Consider the following 23,450-nt stretch of genomic DNA (forward strand, 5'->3'; position numbering starts at 1 on the left):
TCCAGAGACGGACCGTACCGTGAGCATCGTCCTCGTCCGACGTCGTTATGTCTGTGCCTATGAGAGCGGGCCCCGCCCCCTCGAACGTCTCGGCCCCCAGATCGGGCCACTCGCGCTGCTGAGCAGTCCGTTCACGGTGCTCAGCTCCGCGGTCACCGACCGCAGGATCATTGCCCTGACCTACGACGACGGGCCGGATCCCGATCACACCCCGCAGGTGCTGGACGCGCTCCGGGACATCGGAGTCCCGGCGACCTTCTTCGTCCTGGCCGAGAACGCCATCCGTCACCCCGAGCTCGTCCGACGGATGGTCGAGGAAGGCCACGAGGTCGGCCTGCACGGCCTCGACCACGACAGGGTCTCGGCCCTCGACTTCCGGGTGTCGGTCCAGAGCATCCTGAGCGCACGGGCGACCCTGTCCCGGCTGACCGGACGGCCTGTCCGGTGGTACCGGCCCGCCTACGGAGCGATCCGCATGTCTCAGCTGGTCGCGCTCCGCGCCGCCGGACTGGACATCCCGGTCTGGACGGCCTGGGCCAGGGACTGGGAAGACGTCCCCACACAGGTGTTGGTCGACCGGGCCGTCGCCGCGCTGCATCCCGGGGGGATCCTGCTGTTGCACGATGCCTCCTCCGGGATGTTGCCCGATGCCGAGGGGACGACCTCCGTCCCGAGCTTCGACCGGGGCGAGCTCACCCGGCGTCTGGCTCGGGCGGTACTCGACGAGGGGTATGTCGCGTTGAGATTGAGCGACCTGGCTACGGCAGCACCCCAGGCACGGGTGCCCTGGTTCGAGCGGAAAGCCGCCGCGCGAGCGGCGGTCCCAGCCGGATAGACACCCCGAAATTCATCGAATTTCGTTTATCTACACCAACTTTCGTCCACCATTTCCCGTCGAAGGGTGGAAGCCGGCAGGCAGCTCCTGACGGCAGCCCCCACCACGTGGATACGCTCGCCTCCGTCGGGTGGGACTTGGCGGCCTCATGGCCAGGTCCCACCCGATCCACCGTCAGGGCTTCGGCGCCGGTACGTCGGCCACCGTTTCCCCCGAAGCCCCCACCGTCACCGGATAAGGCGTGGGGTGCATCCGATCCGCCGGGTTCACCGGCGCCGGGGGATGCACGCCGACATGCACCTCGGAGTCATGTGCGTCGACCATCGTGGTGTAGTCGAACGGATCCTGTCCGGAAAGAACCCGACGCGTCTGCTCCAGATCCACGGTGCCCGTCCACCGGCCGACCAGGAGAGTGGCCACCGCATTCCCCGAGAAGTTCGTCAACGCACGGGCCTCGGACATGAACCGGTCGATGCCGACGATGATGCCCACCCCGTCGATCAGCTCCGGACGGTGACTCTGCAGACCACCCGCCAACGTAGCCAGACCGGCACCGGTGACCCCGGCCGCCCCCTTGGACGCGATGATCATGAAGACGAGCAGACCGACCTGCTCTCCCAGACTCAACGGCTTGTTCATCGCATCGGCGATGAAGATCGAAGCCATCGTCAGGTAGATGGCCGTGCCGTCCAGATTGAACGAATACCCCGTAGGAACCACGATGCCCACGGTTCCCCGAGACACACCGGCATGCTCCATCTTCGCCATCAGATTGGGCAGCGCCGACTCCGAGGACGAGGTCGCGAAGATGAGCAGATACTCCCGCCCGAGATATTTCATCAACTTGAAGATGTTCTGCCGGGTCACCACGGCCAGGATGGTCCCGAGGACGACCACGATGAAGAGCAGACAGGTGATGTAGAAGCCGATCATCAACTTGATCATCTCGGTGACCGCGGCCGTCCCGGATTCCCCGACAACAGCAGCGATCGCGCCGAAAGCGCCGATGGGCGCGAGCCAGAGCACCATGGTGAGGATGCGGAAGACGAGCTTCTGCAGATGTCCGATCCCGGTGAGCAGGGGCTGCCCCTGACTCCCCATCCGCTGGATGGCGAACCCGACCAACAGCGCGACGAACAGCGTCTGCAGGACGCTCCCTGCGGTCAAAGCGCTGAACAGCGTCTCGGGGACGATCGACTTCAGGAAGGCGACGGTGCCCCCGCTGCCCTCGGCAGCCTTGGCGTACTTGTCACCGCCGCCCTTGACCACGGTCAGGCCATGACCGGGCTGGATCAGGTTCCCGACCGCCAGACCGATCGCCAGGGCGAAGGTGCTCATCGTGACGAAGTAGAGCAGTGCGATCCCGCCCGCCTTGCCCACATTCTTCGCCGCGGCGACCGAGCCGATACCCAGCACGATCGTGCAGAAGATGACCGGGCTGATCATCATCTTGATCAGCTTGACGAAGACGTCACCGAGCCACTTGATCTCCTTCGCCGCTTCCGGAGCCAACGCACCGAAGGCAATGCCGCCGACCACAGCGACGATCACGGCGATATAGAGCCAGTGGGTGCGATCCCGGTGAGGCTGGGGTGGATCCGCGACGGTCGGGGCTCCCGCCGTATAGGCCTTGTTCGCCATGTCATCTCCTTCGATGCCTGCTCAGAGGGAGAGCAAACTCTAAGGAGTGGAGACGCCTGTCGGAGGCCCGCCCGACCTTCAAGCGCTTGACGGTCGATGACTGCGCCAGGCGGACGAGCGTCCAGAAAGGGAAGAGCCCGTCTCCGAACGGGCGACCCCCTCCTCGGCCATCGGCGACAGACAGGTGAGACGCCGCAGCCTTCCCCGGCCTACGGCGTCTCCACCCCGTGTGGGGCAAGCTCACATGTTCTTGATGATCTCCCGCATGAGGTTCGCGGTCTCGGTGGGCGTCTTGCCGACCTTGACGCCGGCGGCCTCGAGGGCCACCTTCTTGGCGTCGGCCGTGCCCGACCCGCCGGAGACGATGGCGCCCGCGTGACCCATCGTCTTGCCCTCGGGGGCCATGAAGCCGGCCACGTAACCGACCACGGGCTTGGTGACGTGCTCCTTGATGTAGGCCGCCGCCCGCTCCTCGGCGTCGCCGCCGATCTCGCCGATCATGACGATGCCGACGGTGTCGGGGTCCTTCTCGAAGGCCTCGAGCGCGTCGATGTGCGTGGTGCCGATGATCGGGTCGCCGCCGATGCCGAGGCCGGTGGTGAAGCCGATGTCGCGCAGCTCGTACATCATCTGGTAGGTCAGCGTGCCCGACTTGGAGACCAGGCCGAGCTTGCCGGGGCCGGAGACGTCGGCGGGGGTGATGCCGGCGTTGGACTGTCCGGGGCTGATGATGCCGGGGCAGTTCGGGCCGATGATGCGGGTGCCGCCCTTCTCCTTGGCGTAGTTGAAGAACTCGGCCGTGTCCTTGACCGCGATGCCCTCGGTGATGACGACGAGCAGCGGCATCCGGGCGTCGACGGCCTCGATGACCGCGGACTTCGCGAAGGCCGGCGGCACGAAGACGACGGACACGTCGGCGCCGGTGGCGTCCATGGCCTCCTTCACCGTGCCGAAGACGGGGATCTTCACGCCACCGTCGAACTCGACCTCGGTGCCGGCCTTCTTCGGGTTGACGCCGCCGACGATCTTCGAGCCGCAGGCGAGCATGCGCTGGGTGTGCTTCATGCCCTCCGAGCCGGTCATGCCCTGGACGATGATCTTGCTGTCGCTGTTGAGGAAGATTGCCATGAGTTATTCAGTCCTTCACTTCGCCGCGGCGGCCAGCTCGGCGGCCTTGCGCGCCCCGCCGTCCATGGTCTCTTCGATGGTCACGAGCGGGTGGTCGAAGTCGGCCAGGATGCGGCGGCCCTCGACCACGTTGTTGCCGTCCAGCCGGACGACGAGCGGCTTGGTGGCCTTGTCGCCGAGGGTCTTCAGGGCGCCGACGATGCCGTTGGCGACCGCGTCACACGCGGTGATGCCGCCGAAGACGTTGACGAAGACGGACTTGACCTGCTCGTCGCCGAGGATGACGTCGAGGCCGTTGGCCATGACCTCGGCGCTCGCGCCGCCGCCGATGTCGAGGAAGTTGGCGGGCTTGGCGACGCCGCCGGTGTGGTCCTGACCGGCGTAGGCGACGACGTCGAGGGTGCTCATGACGAGGCCCGCGCCGTTGCCGATGATGCCGACGTTGCCGTCGAGCTTGACGTAGTTGAGGTGCATCGCCTTGGCCTTGGCCTCCAGCGGGTCCTCGGCGGCCTCGTCGACCAGGCCGGCGTGCTCGGGCTGACGGAACGTGGCGTTGTCGTCCAGGGTGACCTTGCCGTCCAGGGCGACGATGTCACCGGAGGCGACCTTGACCAGCGGGTTGACCTCGACGAGGGTGGCGTCCTCGTTCTGGTAGACGTCCCACAGCTTCTGCAGCACGGGGGCGACCTTGGCGCCGGTCTCGGCGTCGAAGCGCGCGGCCTCGACGATCTCCTGGGCCTTGGCCTCGTCGATGCCCACGTTGGGGTCGACGGCGATGCGGGCGAGGGCCTCGGGGCGCTCGACGGCGAGCTGCTCGATCTCCATGCCGCCCTCCTTGCTGCACATCGCAAGGTAGTTGCGGTTGGCGCGGTCGAGCAGGATCGAGAAGTAGTACTCCTCCTCGATCTGCGCACCCTGAGCGATCATGACGACGCGGACCTTGTGGCCCTTGATGTCCATGCCGAGGATCTGGCTGGCGAGCTGCTCGGCCTCGTCGACGGACTTGGCGACCTTCACGCCGCCGGCCTTGCCGCGGCCGCCGGTCTTCACCTGGGCCTTGACGACGGTGACGCCGCCGCTCTGCGGGCCGATCTCCTCGGCGGCGGCCCTGGCCTGTTCCGGCGTCTCGGCGATCTTCCCGGCGAGCACGGGCACACCGTGCTTCTCGAAGACATCTCGCGCCTGGTACTCGAAAAGGTCCACGGCAGCTCCCTCGTCGTTGATGGTCTGACCCGGGGCCGATCCTACCGAACGGTCAGGCCGAGGAGCTGCGGAGAAGCCGCCGATCTGCAGAAAGATCACGACCCGGCCGCCCGGTGCGGACGGTCGGGTCGTGCCTGTTCAAGCTGCGCCGGATTCGATATCCCCCAGCCATTCCCCGAAGCCGTCGTCGCGGCCTGCCCAGCGGGCTTGGGCGCTGATCATCTCGGCATCGGTCATGATGGCGGCGTCGAAGGCCGAGCTGACGACCTGAGCCGTCTCCTCGTCGGTGGTGACCACCAAGTGGGTGGCGCGTTCGGCGTCCTCCCACAGGCCCACGGCGCCGATGGAGAGTGCTGCACCGGCGGCCTCCCAGGCGATGGCCAGGCCGGGACGGCCGGGCAACCAGAAGGCTCCGCGCCCGCGGAGGTCACCTGAGCCCAGATCCTCGATGCGCTCCAGGAGTCGTTCGGGGTGGAAGGGTTTCCAACTGGTCAGTTCGATGGTGACGATGCCTCCGGAGGGTGCTGCACCGGAGGGTCGCCGGTACCGGGGATCGACGAAGGTGCGGGAAGCCTGGACGTCGTGGTGGCGTTCGGCTGCGGTGGGGCACCCGCCGAAGGTCTCCATCCCGTGGTGCAGTCGGCTGTCGGGGCGACGTAGGTGGTCGAGGAGGGCCGCGTCGGACTCGTCGGGGCGTCCGTGGACGAGCACGATGTCATCGGCCAACTCGATCTGGGAGACGAGCACTTCTCCGTAGGCGCGCTGGTCGTCCTCCACCATGTTGAGGCCGAGTTCGTTCAGGAGCGGGTCGTCGAAGACACCTGAGCAGAGATCCGTGCAGCTGATCACGGCCACCACCGAGGCGACCTCGAGGGTGTCGGCGACGGGGCGTCCTCGGACTTCTCCCTCGGCGACGGCGAGGGTCATGGGCAGCGGGTCGGCGGCCACGGGGAGCACCACGATCAGGGATGACCATCGTCCGGACGAAGCGAGCCGGACCAGCATCGGCAGCAGGGCTTCCCGGATCGAACAGGTCAGGCAGGGGTGGGCCACATCCTCGTGGTCCTGTTCGGCGATGCCGGTGAGATCGGAGACCACCCAACGCACTTCGCCCTGGGTGGCGTCGACCGTCACCGAGACGACGGCGGAGCCGGTCAGGTCCACGTGCAACCCCATGGCGGCGAGGGCCTGATCGGGGGCATCGAGGCCGACCACGATGTGTACCGGGACAGGCGGCACTGATTTACCTCCGGGCAGATTTTATTAATGAGAATCGTTCTCCTAGGCTAACAGGATCAGACACCTCGCCCCGCAGAGCGGGAGAGAACGCATCACAAGGAGCACGTCATGTCCCGCCATTGCCAGCTCTCCGGCGCCGAACCTCGTTTCGGAAAGACCATCAGCCATTCGCACCGACGCACTTCCCGTCGATTCGACCCCAATATCCAGAAGAAGACCTACTACGTGCCCAGCCTGGGCCGCCGGGTCACCCTGCGCCTGTCGGCCTCGTCGATCAAGACGATCGACTCCATCGGCATCGAGGCCGCCGTCAAGCGGATCCAGGCGCGCGGCGAGAAGATCTGACCCCGCATCCCCGCCTCGCCGGGAATGCGACGAGCGGGCGGACCCGACAGGGCCCACCCGCTCGTCACCACTCGATCCGTCAGCTCACATGCCCACGGTCGCAGGGTCGACATAGCCGCGCTCGACACCCCGCACCAGGCGACGGGGGACCCGGTAGGTCTCCCCGCCAACGGCGACGGGCACCAGGTCGGCCGAGGTGGCCTTCCAGTTGGCCCGGCGGGAACGGGTGTTGCTGCGCGACATCTTGCGCTTGGGGACAGCCATCAGGGCTCCTCGTGGTCGATGTATTTGAGTATGATTCTCATGATAGTTCAGTGAAAGGCAGGCCCATGGCCAAGTACTCCGATGTACGGCCGGTGATCAAGCTCCGCTCCACTGCGGGCACCGGCTATACATACGTCACTCGCAAGAACCGACGCAATGACCCCGATCGGATGATCCTGCGCAAATTCGACCCCGTCGTGCGCCGCCACGTCGAATTCAAAGAGGAACGCTGATGGCGAAGAAGAGCAAGATCGCCAAGGACCAGCAGCGCCGCGAGATCGTGGCCCGCTACGCCGAAGAGCGCGCGACCCTCAAGAAGACTATCGCCTCACCGCACACCAGCGACGACGACAAAGCCGCAGCCATGGCCCGCCTGCAGAAGATGCCCCGCGACGCCAGCGCCACCCGCCTGCGCAACCGCTGCGCCGTCGACGGACGCCCCCGCGCCTACTTCCGCACCTTCGGCATCTCCCGGGTCCGGCTCCGCCAGATGGCCCACGACGGAGAACTCCCCGGAGTCACCAAGTCCAGCTGGTGAAACAGGTCCAGGAACCCTGGACCACACCAGCTCCCCGGACGCCGCACAGCCTTCCAGACAGGAGCCCTCATGAAACCGGGAATCCACCCCGAATACCGACCGGTGGTCTTCCGCGACGCCGCCGCCGGATACGCCTTCCTCACCCGGTCGACCGCGACCCCCCGCGAGACCATCGAATGGGAGGACGGCAACACCTACCCCTGCGTCAACGTCGACGTCTCCTCCGCCAGCCACCCCTTCTACACCGGTAAGCAGAAGATCGTCGACACCGCAGGACGCGTCGAACGGTTCAACCGTCGCTACGGAGCCAAGCGCAACGACGCTCGCTGACCCGTCAGCATCCACTCCGACGGGTGGGGCCGCCACGACGCAGGGCCCCACCCGCGGCAGCCAAGCTCAAGTTCACTCGAGGCCTTCCCCCGATTTCGAAGAAGGCTGGGAGAGAATGTTGTCCGGTTCTTCTCAATTCGCCCACAGGCCTGACGATCGGATACCTGAGCACAGACCGCTGCTAGGAGCTCCCCCTCATGCCTCCACTCGCATGGCTGCGAAACCGCCGAATCATCGGCGTCACGGCACTGCTGCTGCCCTTGAGCGCCTTCGCCGGGCAGGCCGCCGCCGCGCCGAGTGCCTCCGTCACGCCCCGTCCCACCCACTCCTGCCTACCCCGTGTCGAGCCACAGGTTGTCCCGGCCCCCGACTACTGGGAACCACGACAGATCAAGCTCAACGGCACCTTCCCCGCCGGATGCCCCACCACCCCCGGCTCCCAGGTCGTCTTCCGGCCACGGCTCCCCGCCGGGACACAGGTGCTCAGCGGGACGTACGCCCTCCCCGGAGTCACCATGTCCGTGGACGCCAACGGGACCGTCACCTTCCGGTTCAACCGGTCGGCATCCCGGACACCCGTGACATCCTTCGCCGGCTCGGTCTTCCTGGACCTGCCCAGGGAACGGTACGCACCCGGCAGCACCACCATCGTCGACTGGACCGTCCTCACCGGTAAAGAAGCGATGCGGATGTCCACGCCGATCACGATGCCGCCGTGCCCCACCTGCGCCGGGAAACCTTTCCGCAGCACCACCACCGCCCAGATCGGCGCCGTCGTGGAAAAAGGCAATGTCGTCCACGGCCAGGTCCGCAGCGCGACCCTCTCCCAACTCGCCCTCTACCGTGCTCCGCGACTCTCGCTCGACGCACGTCTGGGCGAAGGTCTGAACTGCCTCGATGCCAGCCTGTGGGACGTATGGGGACCCGGCGCCGACGAACGGGCCAAGATCAGTGACCTCACCTGCCACGAGGGCGGGCCAGGGCCGGGCGGTGCCGTCGTCCCGCCGGACCGCCTGCGCAGCGGGCACCACTACCTCCTCGAGATCACCGCTCGGACCAACGGATTCCGGGCCGAGGGCTACCGGATCGCCGGGAAGAGCACCCTCAACGGGAGTTCCGTGGATTCGCCCACCGTGGCGGCCTGGTCCCCGGGACAGCGATACGGCGGCACGGACGGCCCCGAAGTGCCGGTCCCCCTCGCCGCCCGACTGGCGGAAGAACCCCCCGCGCCCGTGGCACCCCCGCCCGACCCCGACCGTCCGGTCGGAGGGATCCCTCTCGTACCGGTGACAGAACCACCCGCGCCGACAGCCCCGCTGCGCAACCAACCGGGCCTCGTCCTCTACCCCGGTGCTGCGAACTCCGCGGCCCAGGCCCCGATGGCGCCACAGCCACCGCCGGTTCCGGCCCAGGCACCGGGTCAGGCGCCGGCCCCACCGGCCGCAGCCGGTTCGGACCCTCTCCCGGGATTGAATGCGCCCTCGATCCTGACCGGTCCGCCCGATCGGATCACCAGCTCGGCGCCGCAGCGCGTCCCGGTACGTTCGGCCGCAGCCGTCGCCGAGGCGGCCGCACCCCTGGCGGGGCGGCTGCCCACCTCCGGTACGGAGATCATCGCCACCGGTCTCTACGCGGTGCTCCTGCTCGCCGGGGGCCTCGGATTGACCGCGATGCGGCAGCAGGCGGGTCGGCAGGGCGGCTGAGCCCGGCGGGCGGTACCGCCCGAGGTCTCAGAGGTGGGTCCGCACCCAGTCGACGACCTCGGTGGTCGTGGCCCCGGGTGTGAAGACCTTGGCGACGCCGAGCTCCTCCAGAAGCGGGATGTCCCCCTCGGGGATGATCCCGCCTCCGAAGATCACGATGTCCTGCGCGCCACGTTCCTTGAGCAGTTCCGTCGTCTTCGCGAAGAGCGTCATGTGTGCTCCGGACAGGACGGACAACCCGATGGCGTCGGCATCCTCCTGGATGGCGGCCTCCACGATCTGAGCAGGGGTCTGGTGCAGGCCGGTGTAGACGACCTCCACCCCGGCGTCGCGCAGGGCCCGTGCGATGACCTTGGCGCCCCGATCGTGCCCGTCCAGCCCCGGTTTGGCCACGACGATCCGCAGTGGAGAGTCAGTCATGAGGCCAGGTTAACGGCGGTCGCCGCGCCTGCGGGGGATCCGGCGTCGCGGACATCGCAGGTGCCGTCATCGGGTGATGACGGGTGTCGACCGGTGGCGGGTGACATCTCTGTGAAATTTCTCATGTCGAGTTTCCACTCGGTTTCCACTGCGTCGGAGCCCCCCGGGCGGAGCGCCCCCGGCACGGCTTGTGGGAAGACTGAACAGTCAACAGAACTGGACGTCACGAGGCTGGGCGTCGCTCTTCTCCGACCGGCACGGGCCCCGCCACCGCCCCAGAAAAATCCTTTCTTGAGTTTTTCCTGAGCGCTTGCTGGATCGGAGTTGACCGAGCAAGATAACGGAGGCTTCTCACCCGAAATGTTGAACTCGCAGGTCAACGCCCTTTCGGAAATGAGTTCGCCTTCCGCATACATGTCACTCGCGGCAGAGCATCACCATGAGATAACGTTTAGGTCGCAACTTCATAAAGACGCTCATGTCCACGATGTTCAGCCCTTCGGACGTCTCAACACCCAGGATTCACCACGTGTCTTCTCCCTACAACGGCCGACACAGGCCCGCCTACGGCACCTCGACCGCCAGACCCTCCGCGAACACCGGCCCGTCAGGCCGTCACCGCTCCGGAAAGCGAAAGCTCGGACCCTCGCTCGTCAAACCGGTCTCCGTCTCCGCAGTCAGCCTCGGCGCCACCTTCGCGCTCGTCCAGACCGCGACCAACACCCCCCTCGGCGAGATCACCCAGGCGAATGCGATCGTGCGACCCGCCGCCCTCATGATGTCCCCGCAGACCGAGGAGCCCAAGGCCCCCGAAACCACCCCTGCTCCCTCACCGGCACCCGAGGCAGGCCCCCCCGTTCCCGCCGCGCCCCCTACCGCGACGGCACCGGTCACGCCCGACCCCGAGCCAGCCACACCGGCGCCGGCCACCCCCGCCGTACAGACGCCACCGCCTGCGCCCCCCAAGCCGGTCGTCGACCTGAGCCGAACCTGGAATGCCCCCGTCACCGGCGCCACCTTCACCTCCGGATTCGGCCCCCGATGGGGAACCTTCCACTACGGCATCGACCTCGCCGCGCCGCTCGGCACCCCCCTGCGGGCCATGTCCTCCGGGGTCGTCACCTATGCCGGGCAGATGTCCGGATACGGCAATATCGTCCAGATCCGCTACTGGGACGGCACCGTCTCCTACTACGGCCACATGAACTCCATCGCAGTCCGCGTCGGCCAGAAGGTGCAGCCGGGACAGTTCGTCGGCCAGCTCGGCAACACCGGGCAGAGCACAGGCCCCCACCTGCACCTGGAGATCCGACCGGGCGGCGGCGCCCCGATCAACCCCGAACCGTGGATGGCAGCGCGCGGACTGTCCGCGCGCTGATCACCCCAGGCTGATCCCACCGACTTCTCCTCCTGCTCACCCCAGGGGAGAAGGCACCCTCACAGCTTCTCCAAGGGCGCATAACGCAGCAGCAACCGCTTCACCTGGTCGCCACCGAAGTCGACATGAGCGACCGTCTTGTCACCCTCGCCCTCGACCCGGACCACCTTGCCCAGTCCGAAACTGTCATGGGTGACCCGATCCCCTGCCGACAAGGACAACGGCGCCCGCCCACCACCGCGACCCACGGACCGACCCGACAGGGTCGCCACCGCCGGCTCCCGGCGCGAGGACGCCTCCCGCCCCGCCATCCGGCCGCCCTTCACCGGGCAGACCCGCTCCCACTCGATCACCTCGGCCGGGATCTCCTCCAGGAAACGCGACGCCGGGTTGTACTGCGGAGCACCCCAGGCAGAACGCGTAGCAGCGCGGGTCAGATGCAGCCGTTCCCTGGCCCTGGTGATCCCGACATAAGCCAGTCTCCGCTCCTCCTCCAGCTCCTGGGCCTCCCCCAGACTCCGGACATGCGGGAAGACCCCGTCCTCCATGCCGACCAGGAAGACCACCGGGAACTCCAGGCCCTTGGCCGTGTGCAAAGTCATCAACGTGACCACACCCTGCGACTCCGCCAACGGGTCGTCGGGGATGTCGTCCGAATCGGCCACCAAGGCGACCTGCTCGAGGAAGTCGGCCAAGGCGGTCTCCGGGGAGAGGTCCTCCGCAGACGCCCGAGCCTCGTCGAACTCCTGAGCGACCGCGACCAGCTCGGCAAGATTCTCGATCCGGGTCTCGTCCTGAGGATCACGTGACTGACGCAATTCCTCCAGATAACCGCTCTGCTCGACCACCGCGCCGACCACGGCAGCCACCCCGGCGCCGCTCTCGTCCACCGCACGCAATTCGTCCAGCAGAGCCACGAAACGCGTGATCGCCGCCGCCGAACGAGTCGCTAACCCCGGGGCATCCTCCGGGCGGGTCAACGCCTCGGCGAAGGTGATCCCGTCCCGCTCCGCCAAGGAAGCGATGCAGGCCTCCGCCCGGTCCCCGATGCCACGCTTGGGGACATTGAGGATGCGCCGCAGATTGACCGTGTCCGCAGAGTTCGCGATCACCCGCAGATAGGCCAGCGCGTCCTTGACCTCACGACGCTCGTAGAACCGGGTGCCGCCCACGACCTTGTACGGCAGACCGACCCGCACCAGGACCTCCTCCAAGGCCCGCGACATCGCATTGGTCCGGTAGAAGATCGCGACATCTCCAGGACGGACCCCGTGCCGATCGCCCAGCTCGTCGATCCGGCGGGCGATGAAAGCAGCCTCGTCGTGTTCCGAGTCCGCGACATAGCCGACGATCTTCGCGCCCTCCCCGGAATCCGTCCACAGATTCTTCGGCCGCCGCGAGGTGTTCCGGGAGATCACCGCATTCGCCGCACGCAGGATGGTCTGGGTCGACCGGTAGTTCTGCTCCAACAGGATCGTCCGAGCCTGCGGATAGTCCTGCTCGAACTCGACGATATTGCGGATCGTCGCCCCCCGGAAGGCATAGATCGACTGGTCCGCGTCACCCACCACGCACAATTCGCCGGGCACACGGCCGTCCTCCGGGCCTTCCGGACCGACCAACTCTTTGACCAGCACGTACTGGGCATAGTTGGTGTCCTGGTACTCGTCGACCAAGACATGCCTGAAACGACGGCGGTAATGGTCGGCGACCTCGGGGAAGGCCTGGAGGACGTTCACCGTCGTCATGATCAGATCGTCGAAGTCCAAGGCCTGCGCCTGGCGGAGACGCCGCTGGTATCCCGAGTACGCCTCCGCGAGCACCCGCTCGGCCGGATTCGTCTCCGAGACCCGCGAGGCGAAGGTCTCCTCGTCGACCAGCTCGTTCTTCAGATTCGAGACCTGCGCGGAGAAACTCCGCGGCGGATAACGCTTCGGATCCAGATCCAGGTCGCGCAAGACCATGGACATCAACCGCTGGGAATCCGCCGAATCGTAGATCGAGAAATTCGACGGCAGACCGACCCGTTCGCTCTCCCGGCGCAGGATACGCACACACGCACTGTGGAAGGTACTCACCCACATCGACCGGGCGGACGGGCCCACCAGCGCGGACACCCGCTCCCGCATCTCCGCGGCAGCCTTGTTGGTGAAGGTGATCGCCAGGATCTCCCACGGCTTCACCTCCCGCTCGGCCATCAGATAGGCGATCCGGTGGGTCAACACCCGGGTCTTGCCGGAACCGGCCCCCGCCACGATCAACAGCGGGCCCCCGGTGTGACGCACCGCCTCGGCCTGCTGCTCGTTCAAGCCCACCAGCAGGGACTCACCGTCCAGGACGGTGGCCGACTCCACAGCCCGGGCCGGAGCGTCTGCAGACCGCTCCGAGGAACCGGGCCGCGCCCACCGTGGCACCCCGTCGGCACCCACGTCACCTCCCGTCGGTGCCATGGCGAAACCGGGAAGGGGCAACTCGTCTGGAAGATCGAAAAGGCTCATCGCGGCGTCCATCCTAGGGCGGCGAACCGGCCCCCACCTACCGGAGCTGCATCCCTGGGAGGGCAGGCGGAGACGTCCCGGAGAAGAGGGCACACCTCGCCCGGGATCATCGGAAGGCGTAGGCCACCAAGATGTTCACCAAGGTCAACCCCAATGCCGTATGCACCAGGACCGGCGCCGCGCTGCCCCGGCGGTGCCTCACCGCGGCGATCTCGCAACAGGCCACCACGGCCAGCGCCACCACCAGCTTGACCGCCACCCAACCATGGTTGAGAAGCAGCACCTTGCCGCCCTCGGCCAGACCCACCATCGCCAGCCCCAGGAGCAGCTGCGCCCGAGCCGCCCAGACCATCAACGGGTGCACCTGGTTCGAGGACAGGAAAAGCACATAACCGCCCACGATGAGCGCAGCGACCGCAATGTGCACGATGCCGAGAATCTGGAAAGCAAGGACCATAGTCACAGCCTAGGCTGCGCGGTCCCCCGCCAGGCTCCTCCGAATCGCCTTTCCCGTCCGCGGCGGCCATACACCCCGTCCGGCCCCGGGCCGACTCAGTCGGTGCACTCCTGCAGCCGGGCCAGCGTGTGCATCGAGCCCCTCGTGCTCGGATACAGGTCCCGATACACCCGGTACAACTCCTGATAACGGCGCTGCACCTGCTTTCGTGGACGCACCACCCCGGCAGTACGCATCCAGGACGTTCCCGCCGGCACCAATCCGACCCCCTCGGCCGCCAACAGAGCGCCCCCGTACGACGCCCCCGTCGTCGTCTCCGGGACGATCTGCTCGATCCCACAGACATCGCTGACGATCTGCGTCCACAGACCGCCCCGGGTGCCCCCACCCACCGCGACCACCCGATCCGGCGCACCGGCAGAACGCTCCATGACCTCCAGGATCTGACGCACCCCGTACGCGATCCCCTCATGGGCGGCTCGGAACAGATGGCCCCGGGTGTGGGTCAACCGCAAGCCGGCCAGGACGCCACGGGCATCGGAGTCGTACAAGGGTGAACGCTCCCCCGCCAGATACGGGAGCATCACCAGGCCGTCGGAACCCGCCGGGACGTCCTCGGCCTCGGCCAACAACGCGGCGAACTCCTCCGACACCAGATCGGACACCCACTCCAGCAAGGTTCCCGACGTGGACATCCCGGCCGCCAAGGTGTGCGACTCCGGGGTCACCCCGCTGGTCGTCCACAATGCTGCATCCACCGTCGGTGCAGGCAGGACCTGCACCAGGAACATCGTCGAGCCGTACATCATCATCAGGTCGCCGGGCCGGTGCACGCCGACGCTGTGCGCCTCCGCCCAGGCGTCCACCGTGCCCGCCACCACCGGGACCCCCGCCGGAAGCCCCGTCGCCGCCGCCGCCTGAGGGGTCAACCGCCCCACCACCTCAGCAGGCCACACCAGATCGGGCAGACGCACCCCGGGCAGGACCTTCTCCGACCAGTCCTGCGCCCATTCCTGTGCCGTCACGTCGTAGAGGGGGTCGCACTGGGAGGCCGTGTGGTGGTCGAGGAACCATCGTCCGGTCAACCGGCCGGCGACGAAGGTGTGCGAAGAGCACCAGCGTGCCGCCGCCGGGACGTCCCGATGTTCCCGCAGCCAACGCAACTTCGGCCCCACCGCCTGGGAGGACAGACTCTTGCCGCAGCGTCGCAGGATCTCCTGCTCGCCCAGCTCGGCGGTCATCCCCGCGATCTGCTCATGGGCCCGGGTGTCGATGCCGTAGAGCACCGCCGGGTGCAATGCCTGCCAGTCCTGGTCCACCGCCACCACGGCAGGACCGAGCCCCGACACGCAGATCGCCACCACCTCGTGCTCCGGCGAGGCCAGTTCACGGCAGATATAGGTCACGTCCCCCCACCACTGCCGCTCGGCGTCCATCTCCACGTGGCCTGGATGCGGCAGGGAGATCCGGTGCGTACGACGAGCGGTCGCCACGACCGTCCCGTCCGCGGTGACCAGGACGCCCTTGGTACTTCCTGTCCCGATGTCGATGCCGAGAACGACCGGTTTCATGAGAGGGGAACCTTCCTGGAACGAAGATGATCGACGGCACGTGGACCCCAGGTGTTGAAGAGCACCATCCCGATCAGCAAAAGGCCCTGCGCGATATTCACCACATGCGAACTACCTTGCAGAGCAAGCAAACCGGACCCGAGCATCTGGATCGTGACCACCGCGATCACCACCCCGACCACAGTGATCCGCCCGCCGTCGGGGTCCACCCCGGCCAGGACGGCCACCACGATGGCCAACAGGACGTACGACGCCCCGTACTGGGAATTGGCCCCCGACGCCCGCGACGAGATGACCAGCCCCGCGACACCGGCCAGACCCGCACTGAGCACATAGGTCCAGACCAGCACCCGGGCCCGATCGATCCCGGAGAAATCCGCCGCCTGCGGATTGTCCCCGACCATCCTCATCCGGAAACCCAACCTGGTACCACCGACCAGCCAGGCCACCAGGACGGCCACCCCGGCCATCGTCCAGAACAGCGACGGAATCCCGGCGAAGGTCGTCAGCGCGAACCGGGTGAACTCCGGCGGAAACCCCTTGACCACCGCACCCCCGGACCACACCAACGACAGACCCGCGAACAGCTGAGAACTGCCCAGGGTCGCCAGGATCGGCGGGATCCCACATCTCGCGATCAACCAGGCGTTCGCCAGACCACAGGCCAGGGCCACCCCGAGCGCAGCGGCGACCCCCGCGGCCGTCCCCCACGGCGAGGACGACCAACTCCCCATGACCTGAGCCGCAGCGATGGCGCTCAGGTTCGCCACCGCCACCACCGACAGATCGATCCCCGCGGTCAACATCGCCAAGGACATCGCCAAGGAGATGAGGACGATCTCCGGGGAGGACAAGGCGACGTACTGAAAATTGTCGATCGACAGGAAAGCCTGCGGAGCGGCCACGGAGAAGACCACGAAGATCGTGGCCGCCACGACGAGCATCCTACGCAGACCGGCCCGGTCGCCGCCGGCCCGCATCAACCCCCGCAAGCGGGACTGCACACCCTGGTCAGACATCTGCGGACACCCCCCGCCCCGCGCCTGCGGACAAAGCCTCCCCGGACGGCGACCGGGCACCCTCCTGATCTGTGCCCCGCACCCGAGGTGGCGGGGCGTCACCGTCCAGGATGGGACGTTCCGTCCGCACCCGGGACGACAGACTCTGCAACAGGACACCCACCAGGAGCAGGACACCCACCACCGCCTTCTGCCAGATGCTCGGCACCCCCAGCGGAACCAGGGAGGTGGAGATCAAGGAGACCAGGACGACACCGAGACAGACCCCCCGCACCGTGCCCCGACCCCCCGTGACCGCCGCGCCCCCGATCACCACAGCCGCGATCACATCGAGTTCCCGACCCATGAAAGTGGTCGGATCGGCCCGTCCGGCCAGAGTGACCTGGATGATCCCCGCCGTCCCGGCGAGCGCCCCCGCGAGGGCGAAGACCAGGATCCGCAACGCGTCCACCCGGATACCGGCGCGGGCCGCGGACTCGGCGTCCCCACCGATCGCGAAGACGGACCGGCCGGCCACCGTGCCGTGCAGGAAGAAAGCGACCGCCACACAGCACAGGGCGACGAGCAGGATCAGGATGTTGAGGCGGGTGACACCACGTACCGCGCCGGGGGCCTCCCACAGCTGGGTCTTGGCCACCTCCCGGAGGGATTCGGGGACGACGGTGATGACATTGGCCCCCACCACGGCGAAGAGCACCCCGAGGTAGACGGCCGAGGTGGCCAGGGTGGCGATCAGCGTGGAGACCTGCATGGCGATGACCACCAGGGCGTTGATCACCCCCATCACGGCGCCGATCGCCACCGCGATCAGGAAGATCGTCCAGGCGGGGCTGGTCTCCGAGCCGTCCAGGGCGATCTTGCAGGCGACATAGGCGGAGAAGGCCCCGACGGCGAGGAAGGAGACGTCGATGCCTCCGGCGACCAGCACCAGCAGCACGCCCAGGGCGAAGACCATGTCCACCATGGAGGCGCGCAGGACGGTGAACAGGGTCTCCACGTGCCAGTAGCCGGGCACCTGAATCACGACGACCGCCAGGATCATCAGGATCAGCCCCAGGACCAGGTTCTCCTGGGCGGCGAGGAACCTGCGGAGCGCGGGGAGGCGTGGTGGCCTGGTGGCGCGCCTCGCCGGTCGGGCTGTTTTCGTCGTCGTGGACGTCATGCCGAGATCTCCTCCACCAACGCGTCGTCGGTCAGTTCGTCACCGGTCAGTTCGGCCACGATCCGTCCGCTGCGGACGACCAGCACACGGTGGCAGGTGGTGACCAGTTCGGGGATGTCGTCGGACAGGAGCAGGATGCCCACTCCTCGGCGGCTCTGTTCGTGGAGGGCCTCGACGATGTCGAACTTGCTGCCGACGTCCACGCCGACCGTCGGACCGTTGAGGATGAGTACCTGCGGCTCGCCCATCAACCATTTGGCGAGCAGCACCCGTTGGGCGTTGCCGCCGGAGAGGGCCCGCACCGGGCCGGTCAGGGAGTCGGTGGTGATCTTCAGCGAATCGACGGCCTGCTCCTGGGCGGCGCGGAGAGCGTTCCGGGAGTGGCTCTGCCCTCCGCGTCGTCCGACCCGGGTGGCGATCAGGTTGTCGCCGACGGACTGGTCGAGGAAGAGCCCCTGAGTGAGTCGGTCCTCGGGGACATAGGCGATACCGGCGTCGATGGCGTCGTTGAGGGAGCGGGGTCGGATGCGTCGTCCGGCGACCTCGATGATTCCGCGGGGTGCGGGTCTGATCCCGCTGATCCCTTCCACGATCTCGGTGCGTCCCGAGCCGAGCAGGCCGGCCACCCCGACGATCTCGCCGCGCCCCACGGTGAGGTTGACATCGGCGTAGAGCGGCTCGTGGGTCATGCCGCGGACCGACAGGGCCGGTTTGTCGCCCTGCTGTGGCGGGGGCGGCGCGGGCATCTCATCGGAGGAGCGTCCGGTCATCCGTTCGGTCAGGCTGGCGTGGCTGAAGTCCTCGGGCAGTCCTGAGGTGACGACCCGGCCCGAGCGCATGACGGTGACCCGGTCCGCGATGGAGAAGACCTCTTGCATCTTGTGGCTGACGAAGACCATGGAGACGCCGCGTTCCTTCAGCAGGTGGACGGCGTCGAAGAGGGCGTCGACCTCTTTCCAGGTCAGTGCGGTGGTCGGTTCGTCCATGGCGATGAAGCGGGCGTCGTGGGCCATCGCCCTGGCCACCGCGCACAGCTGTCGTTCGGCGACGGTGAGCTGTTCGACCGGGACGTCCAGGGGGAGGTCCACTCCGATCTGGTCCAGTGCGGCCTCGGCGATGAGTCGGCTCTTCTTGGGGCGCATGAACATCCGCCGTTCGGCGACGAAGCCCGGCAGGGCGATGTTCTCGGCGGCGCTCAGGTTGGGCAGCAGAGAGAAGTCCTGATAGATCACTTCGATCCCCAGGCTGTGGGCCTGGGCCGTCCCGAGTCGTGCGTATTCCTGGCCGTCGATCTCGACGTGCCCGGTGACCGGACGGTGCACGCCGCTGATCACTTTGATCAGGGTGGACTTCCCGCAGCCGTTCTCGCCGGCGAGACAGTGGACCTCGCCGGGGTGGAAGTCGACCGAGACCCCCCGCAGTGCCACCACCCCGCCGAAACGTTTCGACACGTTCACGGCCCGCACGATCGGGGCGGGGGTCGTGGCCTCGGTGCTCACTGTGGTCTCCTGCCGGTCGACTCCTCCGCTTCGGCGCTGGCCGCCGGGGAGGATCGTGGGGAACGGATGATCGGCCGCACCCGGGCCTTCGGCGAGGGAGGGGAAGGGTGGTCCCGGGCGCGGCCGTACGGGGCGGGCGTGTAGGGCGTCCACCCCGCAGGGACGTCAGAAGTCGTACTTCATGACGTCGTCCTTGGTCGCCGAGAGCGCGGCGTCTCCGAGAAAGACCAGCGGGTTGTCCTTCGACTGCCGCAGTCGGCGGTATCCCTCTACGCCGAGGTCCTCCCCGTCCGAGAGTTTCTTTCCTTCGGCGAGCAGCTGGGTGGCTTTCATCACGGCTTTCCCGGCTCTGGCAGGGTCCCAGAAGTAGATCGCGTCGATGGCGCCGTCGGCCAGGAAATGCTTGGTCTCCGAGGGGACCCCGGTGCCGTGGACGCAGGTCTCGTGGTTGAGTCCGGCCTCCGAGACGGCCCGGGCGATCCCGACGACATCCTGGCTGGAGGCACCGGAGAATCCTTTGAGTCGGGGGTGGGTCTGCAGGAGATGTTTGGCTTTGACGTAGGCGACCTCTGCGCTGTCCATGCTCTCCACGGGTTCGCCGAGGCGTTCCATCGCGGGGAAGGCGGATCGTTGTTCGTCGGCGACGGCCTTGGCCCAGGCCATGTGCGAGGTCGCGGTGAGTTTGCCGACGAACTGGACATACTGACCTTCGCCCTTCATGCAGGCGGCCAGGCCGGTGAGGATCTTCCGGCCGTAGTCGGCGTTGTCGAAGGCTTCGACGTCGGCGTCCGGGCTGGTCAGTTGGGGTGCTTCGTGGGTGACGACGCGGATGCCCGCACCGCGGGCCTGTTTCACCACGGCGTCGACGGCCTGGGGGTCGGAGGGGATGATGCCCATCCCGGCCGGGCGTTGGGCGATCAGGCCTTGGATGAGGGAGGCCTGCTGCTCGGGGCTGTCGGTCGCCGGACCGGCCTGGGTGACCTTGCGCCCCGATGTCGTGCCGAAGTCCTCGACGCCGATCTTCATCCGGTCGAACCAGGCGATGCCGGTGAGTTTCACCACGTTGACATAGGCGCCTTGGTCGACGCCCTCGGCGGCGGGCGCGCGGCCTCCCCCGGGCCGTCCGGCGCGGTCGGCGTCGATCGACCCGCAGGCGGACAGCGGGAGACACAGGAGCAGCGCGGCAGCCACGACAGGTGAAAGGCGCATGTTTCCTCCCCCTCGAGAACGGCGCACTGCGACCACACGGTCCAAGGCACAAGATGCACGAAAACGTGCACCGCGGTTAAAAGGTCTCGCACGGGCGGGGGGCTGTCAAGTCCCTTGACGCGCTTCCTTGCTCCGTCCGGACACCTCGCCGACACGCCCCGGCCCAGGTCCCCTAACCAGGCAGCTCGGCCCGTCGTGCGTACCGTGGACGCAGGACGAAACCACCGGACGGGGAGGACCGGGATGAGACTCAACGACCGGCAACGGATGATCCTGGGACGGCTGCGCTCCGGCGAGTACATGGAGGTCAAGGTCCTCGCCGGCCACCTCGAGGTGGACACCTCCACCATTCGCCGCGACCTGCAGGCCCTCGCCCGGGCGGATCTCGTCGAACGGCTCCACGGCGGCGTACGGATCAGACCCGAGGCCGACCCGCGCCGCGCCGAGAGCACCGACCCGGCCCGGGAACAACGACGACACGCCTCCGTCGCCCGTACCGTCCGCGGGCTCCTCACCCCGGGCCAGTGCCTCGCCCTGAGCGGCGGCCCCGTCAGCGAAGCGCTCCTCCCCCTGCTCCTGGACCTCGAGGAGCTCACCGTCGTCACCAACGACCTGCGTACTGCGGACATCCTGGCCCGGCAGGCGACCTTCCGGGTCCATATCGCGGGAGGTGAGCTCCGCGAGGGAAACGGACCGCTCGTGACCTCCGGCCCGGCCACCGCCGACTTCTTCGCCGATCACCCCACCGACTGGGCCCTGGTCGAGGTCGACGGCATCCACCCCGACTCCGGGTACACGACCACCGTCCCCGGGCGGGTCTCGGCCCAACGCGGGATGCTCCGGGCGGGCCGACAACGATGTGTCCTCGCCACCGGTTCGGCCTTCGGCGCCCGCCACGCAGGCTTCATCGCCCCGCTCGCCGAGGCCGATCTCGTCGTGACGGACCGCCCCCCGCAGGATCCTCGTCCGTTCCCCGCCGGATTACGGATGCTCACCGCCGAGGACGATCCACGCTGATCCGGCACGGCGGAAGAGCCGGCGTCTCCCGACGGCCGGCCCCGGAACCGCTCAGGTCTGCGCCGGCAGCACGCCCAGGACGGTCAACTGTTCCCGCGGCCCCGGAGCCCAGTCGAGCTGCCCGGCCCGGGAGAGCTCCACCCAGGCCGCCTCTGCCGTCGTGCCGCCGAGGTCATGCACCACGGGACGGACCGGCCGGAGGCAGCTACCCCGGTACACCAGTCGTACGGCGTGGAAGTCCTCCAGGACGCCCGTCGGCGAACGGCCCACCCAGTGGGCGCTCTGCACGAAGGCCAGCTCACCCACCTGGACATCTTGCCCGGTCTCCTCGAAGGCTTCCCGGGCCGCGGCCTCGGCAGGTTCCTCCCCCGGGTCGAGTCCTCCGCCGGGCAGGCCCCACGAGCCTTCCCAGCGCACCACCGTCCCCGAGTAGCGGGCGGCGAGCACCGACCTCCCCCCGGGGCCGATGCCCTGCAGAAGGTCGGCAACCACCAGCACGGCCGCCGAAACCCGCTGCCGGCGTACGACATCCACTTTCTCGACATCTGTCGCCCCCGCGGCCGGGCCCAGCTCACGCCACGGAGTCGGCGGGGAACACGACGCGGCCGCCCGCACGGAGAACTCCACCAGCACGTCCGCCCCGAGCCGGATCGCCCGCAGCGGACGCTCCACCCGCCACCCCAGACGGATCAGCAGATCCTCCGGATCCTGGCCGTGCCGCAGACGGGCGAGGACGACCTCCTCCGGGCCGCACCGGGCCCGCACCACGATCCCCGCGGCGGCCGTCGACGGACCCGACACCGGATTCACCGACCGGCCAGGGACAACCCACGCAAGGTGGCAGCCCGGCGATATTCCTCGATGGTCAGCTCGACGACCCTCGGCCAGTCGTGCTCGGGGGGACAGGTCATGTTGTGATGCCACATGCTCTCCCGCAGGTCGTGGTCCGAGAGCAGCCGGGCCATTCCCTCGGCCATGCCGTCGTCGTCCACGGCCAGGCAGCCGTTCACCCCGTCCTCGATGAACTCCACGCACCCGCTGGTGGCCCGGCCCACCACCGGGAGGCCCACGCAACGCGCCTCCAGCGCGGCGATACCGAAGGACTCCAGCTTCGCCGGCGAGGCGTAGATATGGCTGTTGCGGTAGAGGTTCAACAGTTCCGGCCGGCTGACCCGGCCGGGCAGATCAACCCAGTCGGTCATGCCGAAACGCTTCACATAGGCCCGCACCAGAGGCCCTTGGCGTCCCTCGCCCAGGATGGTCACCCGGAAGGGGACCTCGGGGATCATCTCCCGCACCCGCCGCATCACCTGCAGGAAGGGCAACGGACGTTTCCGGTTGGCCAGACGCATCGCCGAGACCACCTGGAGTTCACCCTCCCGGGACGGCGGATGCAGGGCAGCCTGGTCCGAGGGCTCCCGCCACCAGGTCGAGGCGTCGATGCCATTGGGCAGGACATGGCAGGTGCCCCACGGGCCCAACGCCCGCTGCACCGGCCCGGCGGCCACCCGGGAGACGGCATTCATCGCGACCCCGCAGCGTGCCCACATCCGGGCGATCTGGCTGATGTGGAAGAGCGGCTCGGCCGGCCCGAGCATGCAATGCCAGGTCATGGAGACCGGCAACCCCAGTTGCAGGGCCACCCGGGTGCAGTCCACGGTGAACGGGCTGGTGATACCCATGTGTACGTGGGCGACGTCGAAGGACCCCGCAGCGAGCCGACGCTTCGTCTCCGGCGCGGCCAGAGGGTTCATCGGCAGCCGCCCGGGCAGCTCGATGCCCATCCGGTGGATCGGCAGACCGTCCACGACCTCGACCACGCCCCCGCGCTCGTCGTGGTCGCCGAGGGTAGCGGTGAACACTTCCACCTCGTGCCCCGCCGCCAACAGGTGGTATGCGAGATCACGGACCTGGACCTCGATCCCACCCAGACGCGGCAGGTAGCAGTCGGACAAGAGGGCGATCTTCACAATGCCCAAGGATCACACATTCAC

Annotated in this window: 23 protein-coding genes; 8 read left to right on the plus strand and 15 right to left on the minus strand. The window is 67.9% G+C overall.

Annotated features, from left to right (window positions below; translation table 11 throughout):
• Positions 1-19 precede the first annotated feature (19 nt).
• Entirely contained in the window at positions 20-835 is an 816-nt protein-coding gene (locus AUCHE_RS15405) for a polysaccharide deacetylase family protein (protein WP_006501582.1), read from the plus strand.
• A gap of 174 nt (positions 836-1,009) precedes the next feature.
• Here the strand turns inward: AUCHE_RS15405 and AUCHE_RS01985 are convergent, their stop codons facing one another.
• From AUCHE_RS01985 to AUCHE_RS02000, 4 genes are all read right to left on the minus strand, one after another.
• Positions 1,010-2,476, minus strand: coding sequence for a C4-dicarboxylate transporter DctA (locus tag AUCHE_RS01985; protein WP_006501583.1), 1,467 nt, complete (start codon positions 2,474-2,476; stop codon positions 1,010-1,012).
• 240 nt (positions 2,477-2,716) lie between these two features.
• Positions 2,717-3,604 carry a succinate--CoA ligase subunit alpha gene (gene sucD, locus AUCHE_RS01990; RefSeq protein WP_006501584.1) on the minus strand — a complete coding sequence of 296 codons (888 nt, stop codon included), beginning with the start codon at positions 3,602-3,604 and terminating at the stop codon, positions 2,717-2,719.
• A gap of 15 nt (positions 3,605-3,619) precedes the next feature.
• Entirely contained in the window at positions 3,620-4,807 is a 1,188-nt protein-coding gene (gene sucC / locus AUCHE_RS01995; protein ID WP_006501585.1) for an ADP-forming succinate--CoA ligase subunit beta, read from the minus strand.
• 138 nt (positions 4,808-4,945) lie between these two features.
• Positions 4,946-6,046 (minus strand): GTP-binding protein, encoded by a 1,101-nt coding sequence (locus AUCHE_RS02000; protein ID WP_006501586.1) that lies wholly within the window; start codon positions 6,044-6,046, stop codon positions 4,946-4,948.
• A 108-nt stretch (positions 6,047-6,154) separates the two neighbouring features.
• On the opposite strand from AUCHE_RS02000, the gene rpmB reads away from it, so the two are divergent.
• Complete coding sequence (rpmB, locus tag AUCHE_RS02005) at positions 6,155-6,391, plus strand: 50S ribosomal protein L28 (RefSeq protein ID WP_006501587.1); 237 nt, start codon at positions 6,155-6,157, stop codon at positions 6,389-6,391.
• Between the two features lie 84 nt (positions 6,392-6,475).
• On the opposite strand, the gene rpmF is transcribed toward rpmB, so the two are convergent.
• The gene (rpmF, locus tag AUCHE_RS02010; RefSeq protein WP_006501588.1) at positions 6,476-6,655 is read right to left on the minus strand and encodes a 50S ribosomal protein L32; all 180 of its coding nucleotides are present in this window, start codon (positions 6,653-6,655) and stop codon (positions 6,476-6,478) included.
• Between the two features lie 65 nt (positions 6,656-6,720).
• On the opposite strand from rpmF, the gene rpmG reads away from it, so the two are divergent.
• The 4 genes from rpmG (at position 6,721) to AUCHE_RS02030 (ending at position 9,226) form a co-directional block, all read left to right on the plus strand.
• Positions 6,721-6,888, plus strand: coding sequence for a 50S ribosomal protein L33 (gene rpmG, locus AUCHE_RS02015; protein ID WP_006501589.1), 168 nt, complete (start codon positions 6,721-6,723; stop codon positions 6,886-6,888).
• Complete coding sequence (rpsN, locus tag AUCHE_RS02020; protein WP_006501590.1) at positions 6,888-7,193, plus strand: 30S ribosomal protein S14; 306 nt, start codon at positions 6,888-6,890, stop codon at positions 7,191-7,193. Before rpmG ends, rpsN begins: the two co-directional genes overlap by 1 nt.
• Before the next feature lie 69 nt (positions 7,194-7,262).
• On the plus strand, positions 7,263-7,523 hold the full coding sequence (locus tag AUCHE_RS02025) for a type B 50S ribosomal protein L31 (RefSeq protein ID WP_006501591.1): 261 nt from the start codon (positions 7,263-7,265) through the stop codon (positions 7,521-7,523).
• 197 nt (positions 7,524-7,720) lie between these two features.
• Positions 7,721-9,226 carry a hypothetical protein gene (locus AUCHE_RS02030; RefSeq protein WP_006501592.1) on the plus strand — a complete coding sequence of 502 codons (1,506 nt, stop codon included), beginning with the start codon at positions 7,721-7,723 and terminating at the stop codon, positions 9,224-9,226.
• 27 nt (positions 9,227-9,253) lie between these two features.
• On the opposite strand, the gene AUCHE_RS02035 is transcribed toward AUCHE_RS02030, so the two are convergent.
• Positions 9,254-9,646 (minus strand): cobalamin B12-binding domain-containing protein, encoded by a 393-nt coding sequence (locus tag AUCHE_RS02035; protein ID WP_006501593.1) that lies wholly within the window; start codon positions 9,644-9,646, stop codon positions 9,254-9,256.
• 529 nt (positions 9,647-10,175) lie between these two features.
• Here AUCHE_RS02035 and AUCHE_RS16040 point away from each other — a divergent pair.
• The gene (locus AUCHE_RS16040; RefSeq protein WP_006501595.1) at positions 10,176-11,024 is read left to right on the plus strand and encodes a M23 family metallopeptidase; all 849 of its coding nucleotides are present in this window, start codon (positions 10,176-10,178) and stop codon (positions 11,022-11,024) included.
• A gap of 59 nt (positions 11,025-11,083) precedes the next feature.
• On the opposite strand, the gene pcrA is transcribed toward AUCHE_RS16040, so the two are convergent.
• From pcrA to AUCHE_RS02075, 7 genes are all read right to left on the minus strand, one after another.
• Positions 11,084-13,522, minus strand: coding sequence for a DNA helicase PcrA (gene pcrA, locus AUCHE_RS02045; protein WP_006501596.1), 2,439 nt, complete (start codon positions 13,520-13,522; stop codon positions 11,084-11,086).
• Between the two features lie 106 nt (positions 13,523-13,628).
• Positions 13,629-13,979: a hypothetical protein gene (locus AUCHE_RS02050; protein WP_006501597.1), complete on the minus strand. Its 351-nt coding sequence runs from the start codon at positions 13,977-13,979 to the stop codon at positions 13,629-13,631.
• Positions 13,980-14,074: 95 nt separating this feature from the next.
• Entirely contained in the window at positions 14,075-15,550 is a 1,476-nt protein-coding gene (locus AUCHE_RS02055) for an FGGY-family carbohydrate kinase (RefSeq protein ID WP_006501598.1), read from the minus strand.
• A complete protein-coding gene (locus AUCHE_RS02060) occupies positions 15,547-16,569 on the minus strand; it encodes an ABC transporter permease (RefSeq protein WP_006501599.1) in 1,023 nt (340 codons plus the stop codon). Before AUCHE_RS02060 ends, AUCHE_RS02055 begins: the two co-directional genes overlap by 4 nt.
• Positions 16,562-17,731: an ABC transporter permease gene (locus AUCHE_RS02065; RefSeq protein ID WP_006501600.1), complete on the minus strand. Its 1,170-nt coding sequence runs from the start codon at positions 17,729-17,731 to the stop codon at positions 16,562-16,564. The genes AUCHE_RS02060 and AUCHE_RS02065 overlap by 8 nt, the downstream gene beginning before the upstream one ends.
• Positions 17,728-19,230 (minus strand): sugar ABC transporter ATP-binding protein, encoded by a 1,503-nt coding sequence (locus AUCHE_RS02070; protein ID WP_006501601.1) that lies wholly within the window; start codon positions 19,228-19,230, stop codon positions 17,728-17,730. The genes AUCHE_RS02065 and AUCHE_RS02070 overlap by 4 nt, the downstream gene beginning before the upstream one ends.
• Before the next feature lie 165 nt (positions 19,231-19,395).
• Positions 19,396-20,439, minus strand: a complete 1,044-nt coding sequence (locus tag AUCHE_RS02075; protein ID WP_006501602.1) for an autoinducer 2 ABC transporter substrate-binding protein — start codon at positions 20,437-20,439, stop codon at positions 19,396-19,398.
• Between the two features lie 243 nt (positions 20,440-20,682).
• On the opposite strand from AUCHE_RS02075, the gene AUCHE_RS02080 reads away from it, so the two are divergent.
• A complete protein-coding gene (locus AUCHE_RS02080) occupies positions 20,683-21,456 on the plus strand; it encodes a DeoR/GlpR family DNA-binding transcription regulator (protein WP_006501603.1) in 774 nt (257 codons plus the stop codon).
• Between the two features lie 51 nt (positions 21,457-21,507).
• Here the strand turns inward: AUCHE_RS02080 and AUCHE_RS02085 are convergent, their stop codons facing one another.
• Complete coding sequence (locus tag AUCHE_RS02085) at positions 21,508-22,257, minus strand: NUDIX domain-containing protein (protein ID WP_052024769.1); 750 nt, start codon at positions 22,255-22,257, stop codon at positions 21,508-21,510.
• Positions 22,258-22,262: 5 nt separating this feature from the next.
• Positions 22,263-23,426 carry a glycosyltransferase family 4 protein gene (locus AUCHE_RS02090; RefSeq protein WP_040321183.1) on the minus strand — a complete coding sequence of 388 codons (1,164 nt, stop codon included), beginning with the start codon at positions 23,424-23,426 and terminating at the stop codon, positions 22,263-22,265.
• Between the last annotated feature and the right edge of the window lie 24 nt (positions 23,427-23,450).

The sequence above is a fragment of the Austwickia chelonae NBRC 105200 genome (assembly GCF_000298175.1).
GTDB lineage: Bacteria > Actinomycetota > Actinomycetes > Actinomycetales > Dermatophilaceae > Austwickia > Austwickia chelonae.

What these genes read in the sequence shown, in the direction of transcription:
- pcrA (WP_006501596.1), bottom strand. Translation starts at nt 13,522, where the DNA reads ATGAGCCTTTTCGATCTTCCAGACGAGTTGCCCCTTCCCGGTTTCGCC.
- AUCHE_RS02050 (WP_006501597.1), bottom strand. Translation starts at nt 13,979, where the DNA reads ATGGTCCTTGCTTTCCAGATTCTCGGCATCGTGCACATTGCGGTCGCT.
- AUCHE_RS02055 (WP_006501598.1), bottom strand. Translation starts at nt 15,550, where the DNA reads ATGAAACCGGTCGTTCTCGGCATCGACATCGGGACAGGAAGTACCAAG.
- rpsN (WP_006501590.1), top strand. Translation starts at nt 6,888, where the DNA reads ATGGCGAAGAAGAGCAAGATCGCCAAGGACCAGCAGCGCCGCGAGATC.
- AUCHE_RS02030 (WP_006501592.1), top strand. Translation starts at nt 7,721, where the DNA reads ATGCCTCCACTCGCATGGCTGCGAAACCGCCGAATCATCGGCGTCACG.
- sucD (WP_006501584.1), bottom strand. Translation starts at nt 3,604, where the DNA reads ATGGCAATCTTCCTCAACAGCGACAGCAAGATCATCGTCCAGGGCATG.
- AUCHE_RS02035 (WP_006501593.1), bottom strand. Translation starts at nt 9,646, where the DNA reads ATGACTGACTCTCCACTGCGGATCGTCGTGGCCAAACCGGGGCTGGAC.
- AUCHE_RS02075 (WP_006501602.1), bottom strand. Translation starts at nt 20,439, where the DNA reads ATGCGCCTTTCACCTGTCGTGGCTGCCGCGCTGCTCCTGTGTCTCCCG.
- AUCHE_RS02065 (WP_006501600.1), bottom strand. Translation starts at nt 17,731, where the DNA reads ATGACGTCCACGACGACGAAAACAGCCCGACCGGCGAGGCGCGCCACC.
- AUCHE_RS02025 (WP_006501591.1), top strand. Translation starts at nt 7,263, where the DNA reads ATGAAACCGGGAATCCACCCCGAATACCGACCGGTGGTCTTCCGCGAC.
- AUCHE_RS02080 (WP_006501603.1), top strand. Translation starts at nt 20,683, where the DNA reads ATGAGACTCAACGACCGGCAACGGATGATCCTGGGACGGCTGCGCTCC.
- rpmG (WP_006501589.1), top strand. Translation starts at nt 6,721, where the DNA reads ATGGCCAAGTACTCCGATGTACGGCCGGTGATCAAGCTCCGCTCCACT.
- AUCHE_RS01985 (WP_006501583.1), bottom strand. Translation starts at nt 2,476, where the DNA reads ATGGCGAACAAGGCCTATACGGCGGGAGCCCCGACCGTCGCGGATCCA.
- rpmB (WP_006501587.1), top strand. Translation starts at nt 6,155, where the DNA reads ATGTCCCGCCATTGCCAGCTCTCCGGCGCCGAACCTCGTTTCGGAAAG.
- rpmF (WP_006501588.1), bottom strand. Translation starts at nt 6,655, where the DNA reads ATGGCTGTCCCCAAGCGCAAGATGTCGCGCAGCAACACCCGTTCCCGC.
- AUCHE_RS02060 (WP_006501599.1), bottom strand. Translation starts at nt 16,569, where the DNA reads ATGTCTGACCAGGGTGTGCAGTCCCGCTTGCGGGGGTTGATGCGGGCC.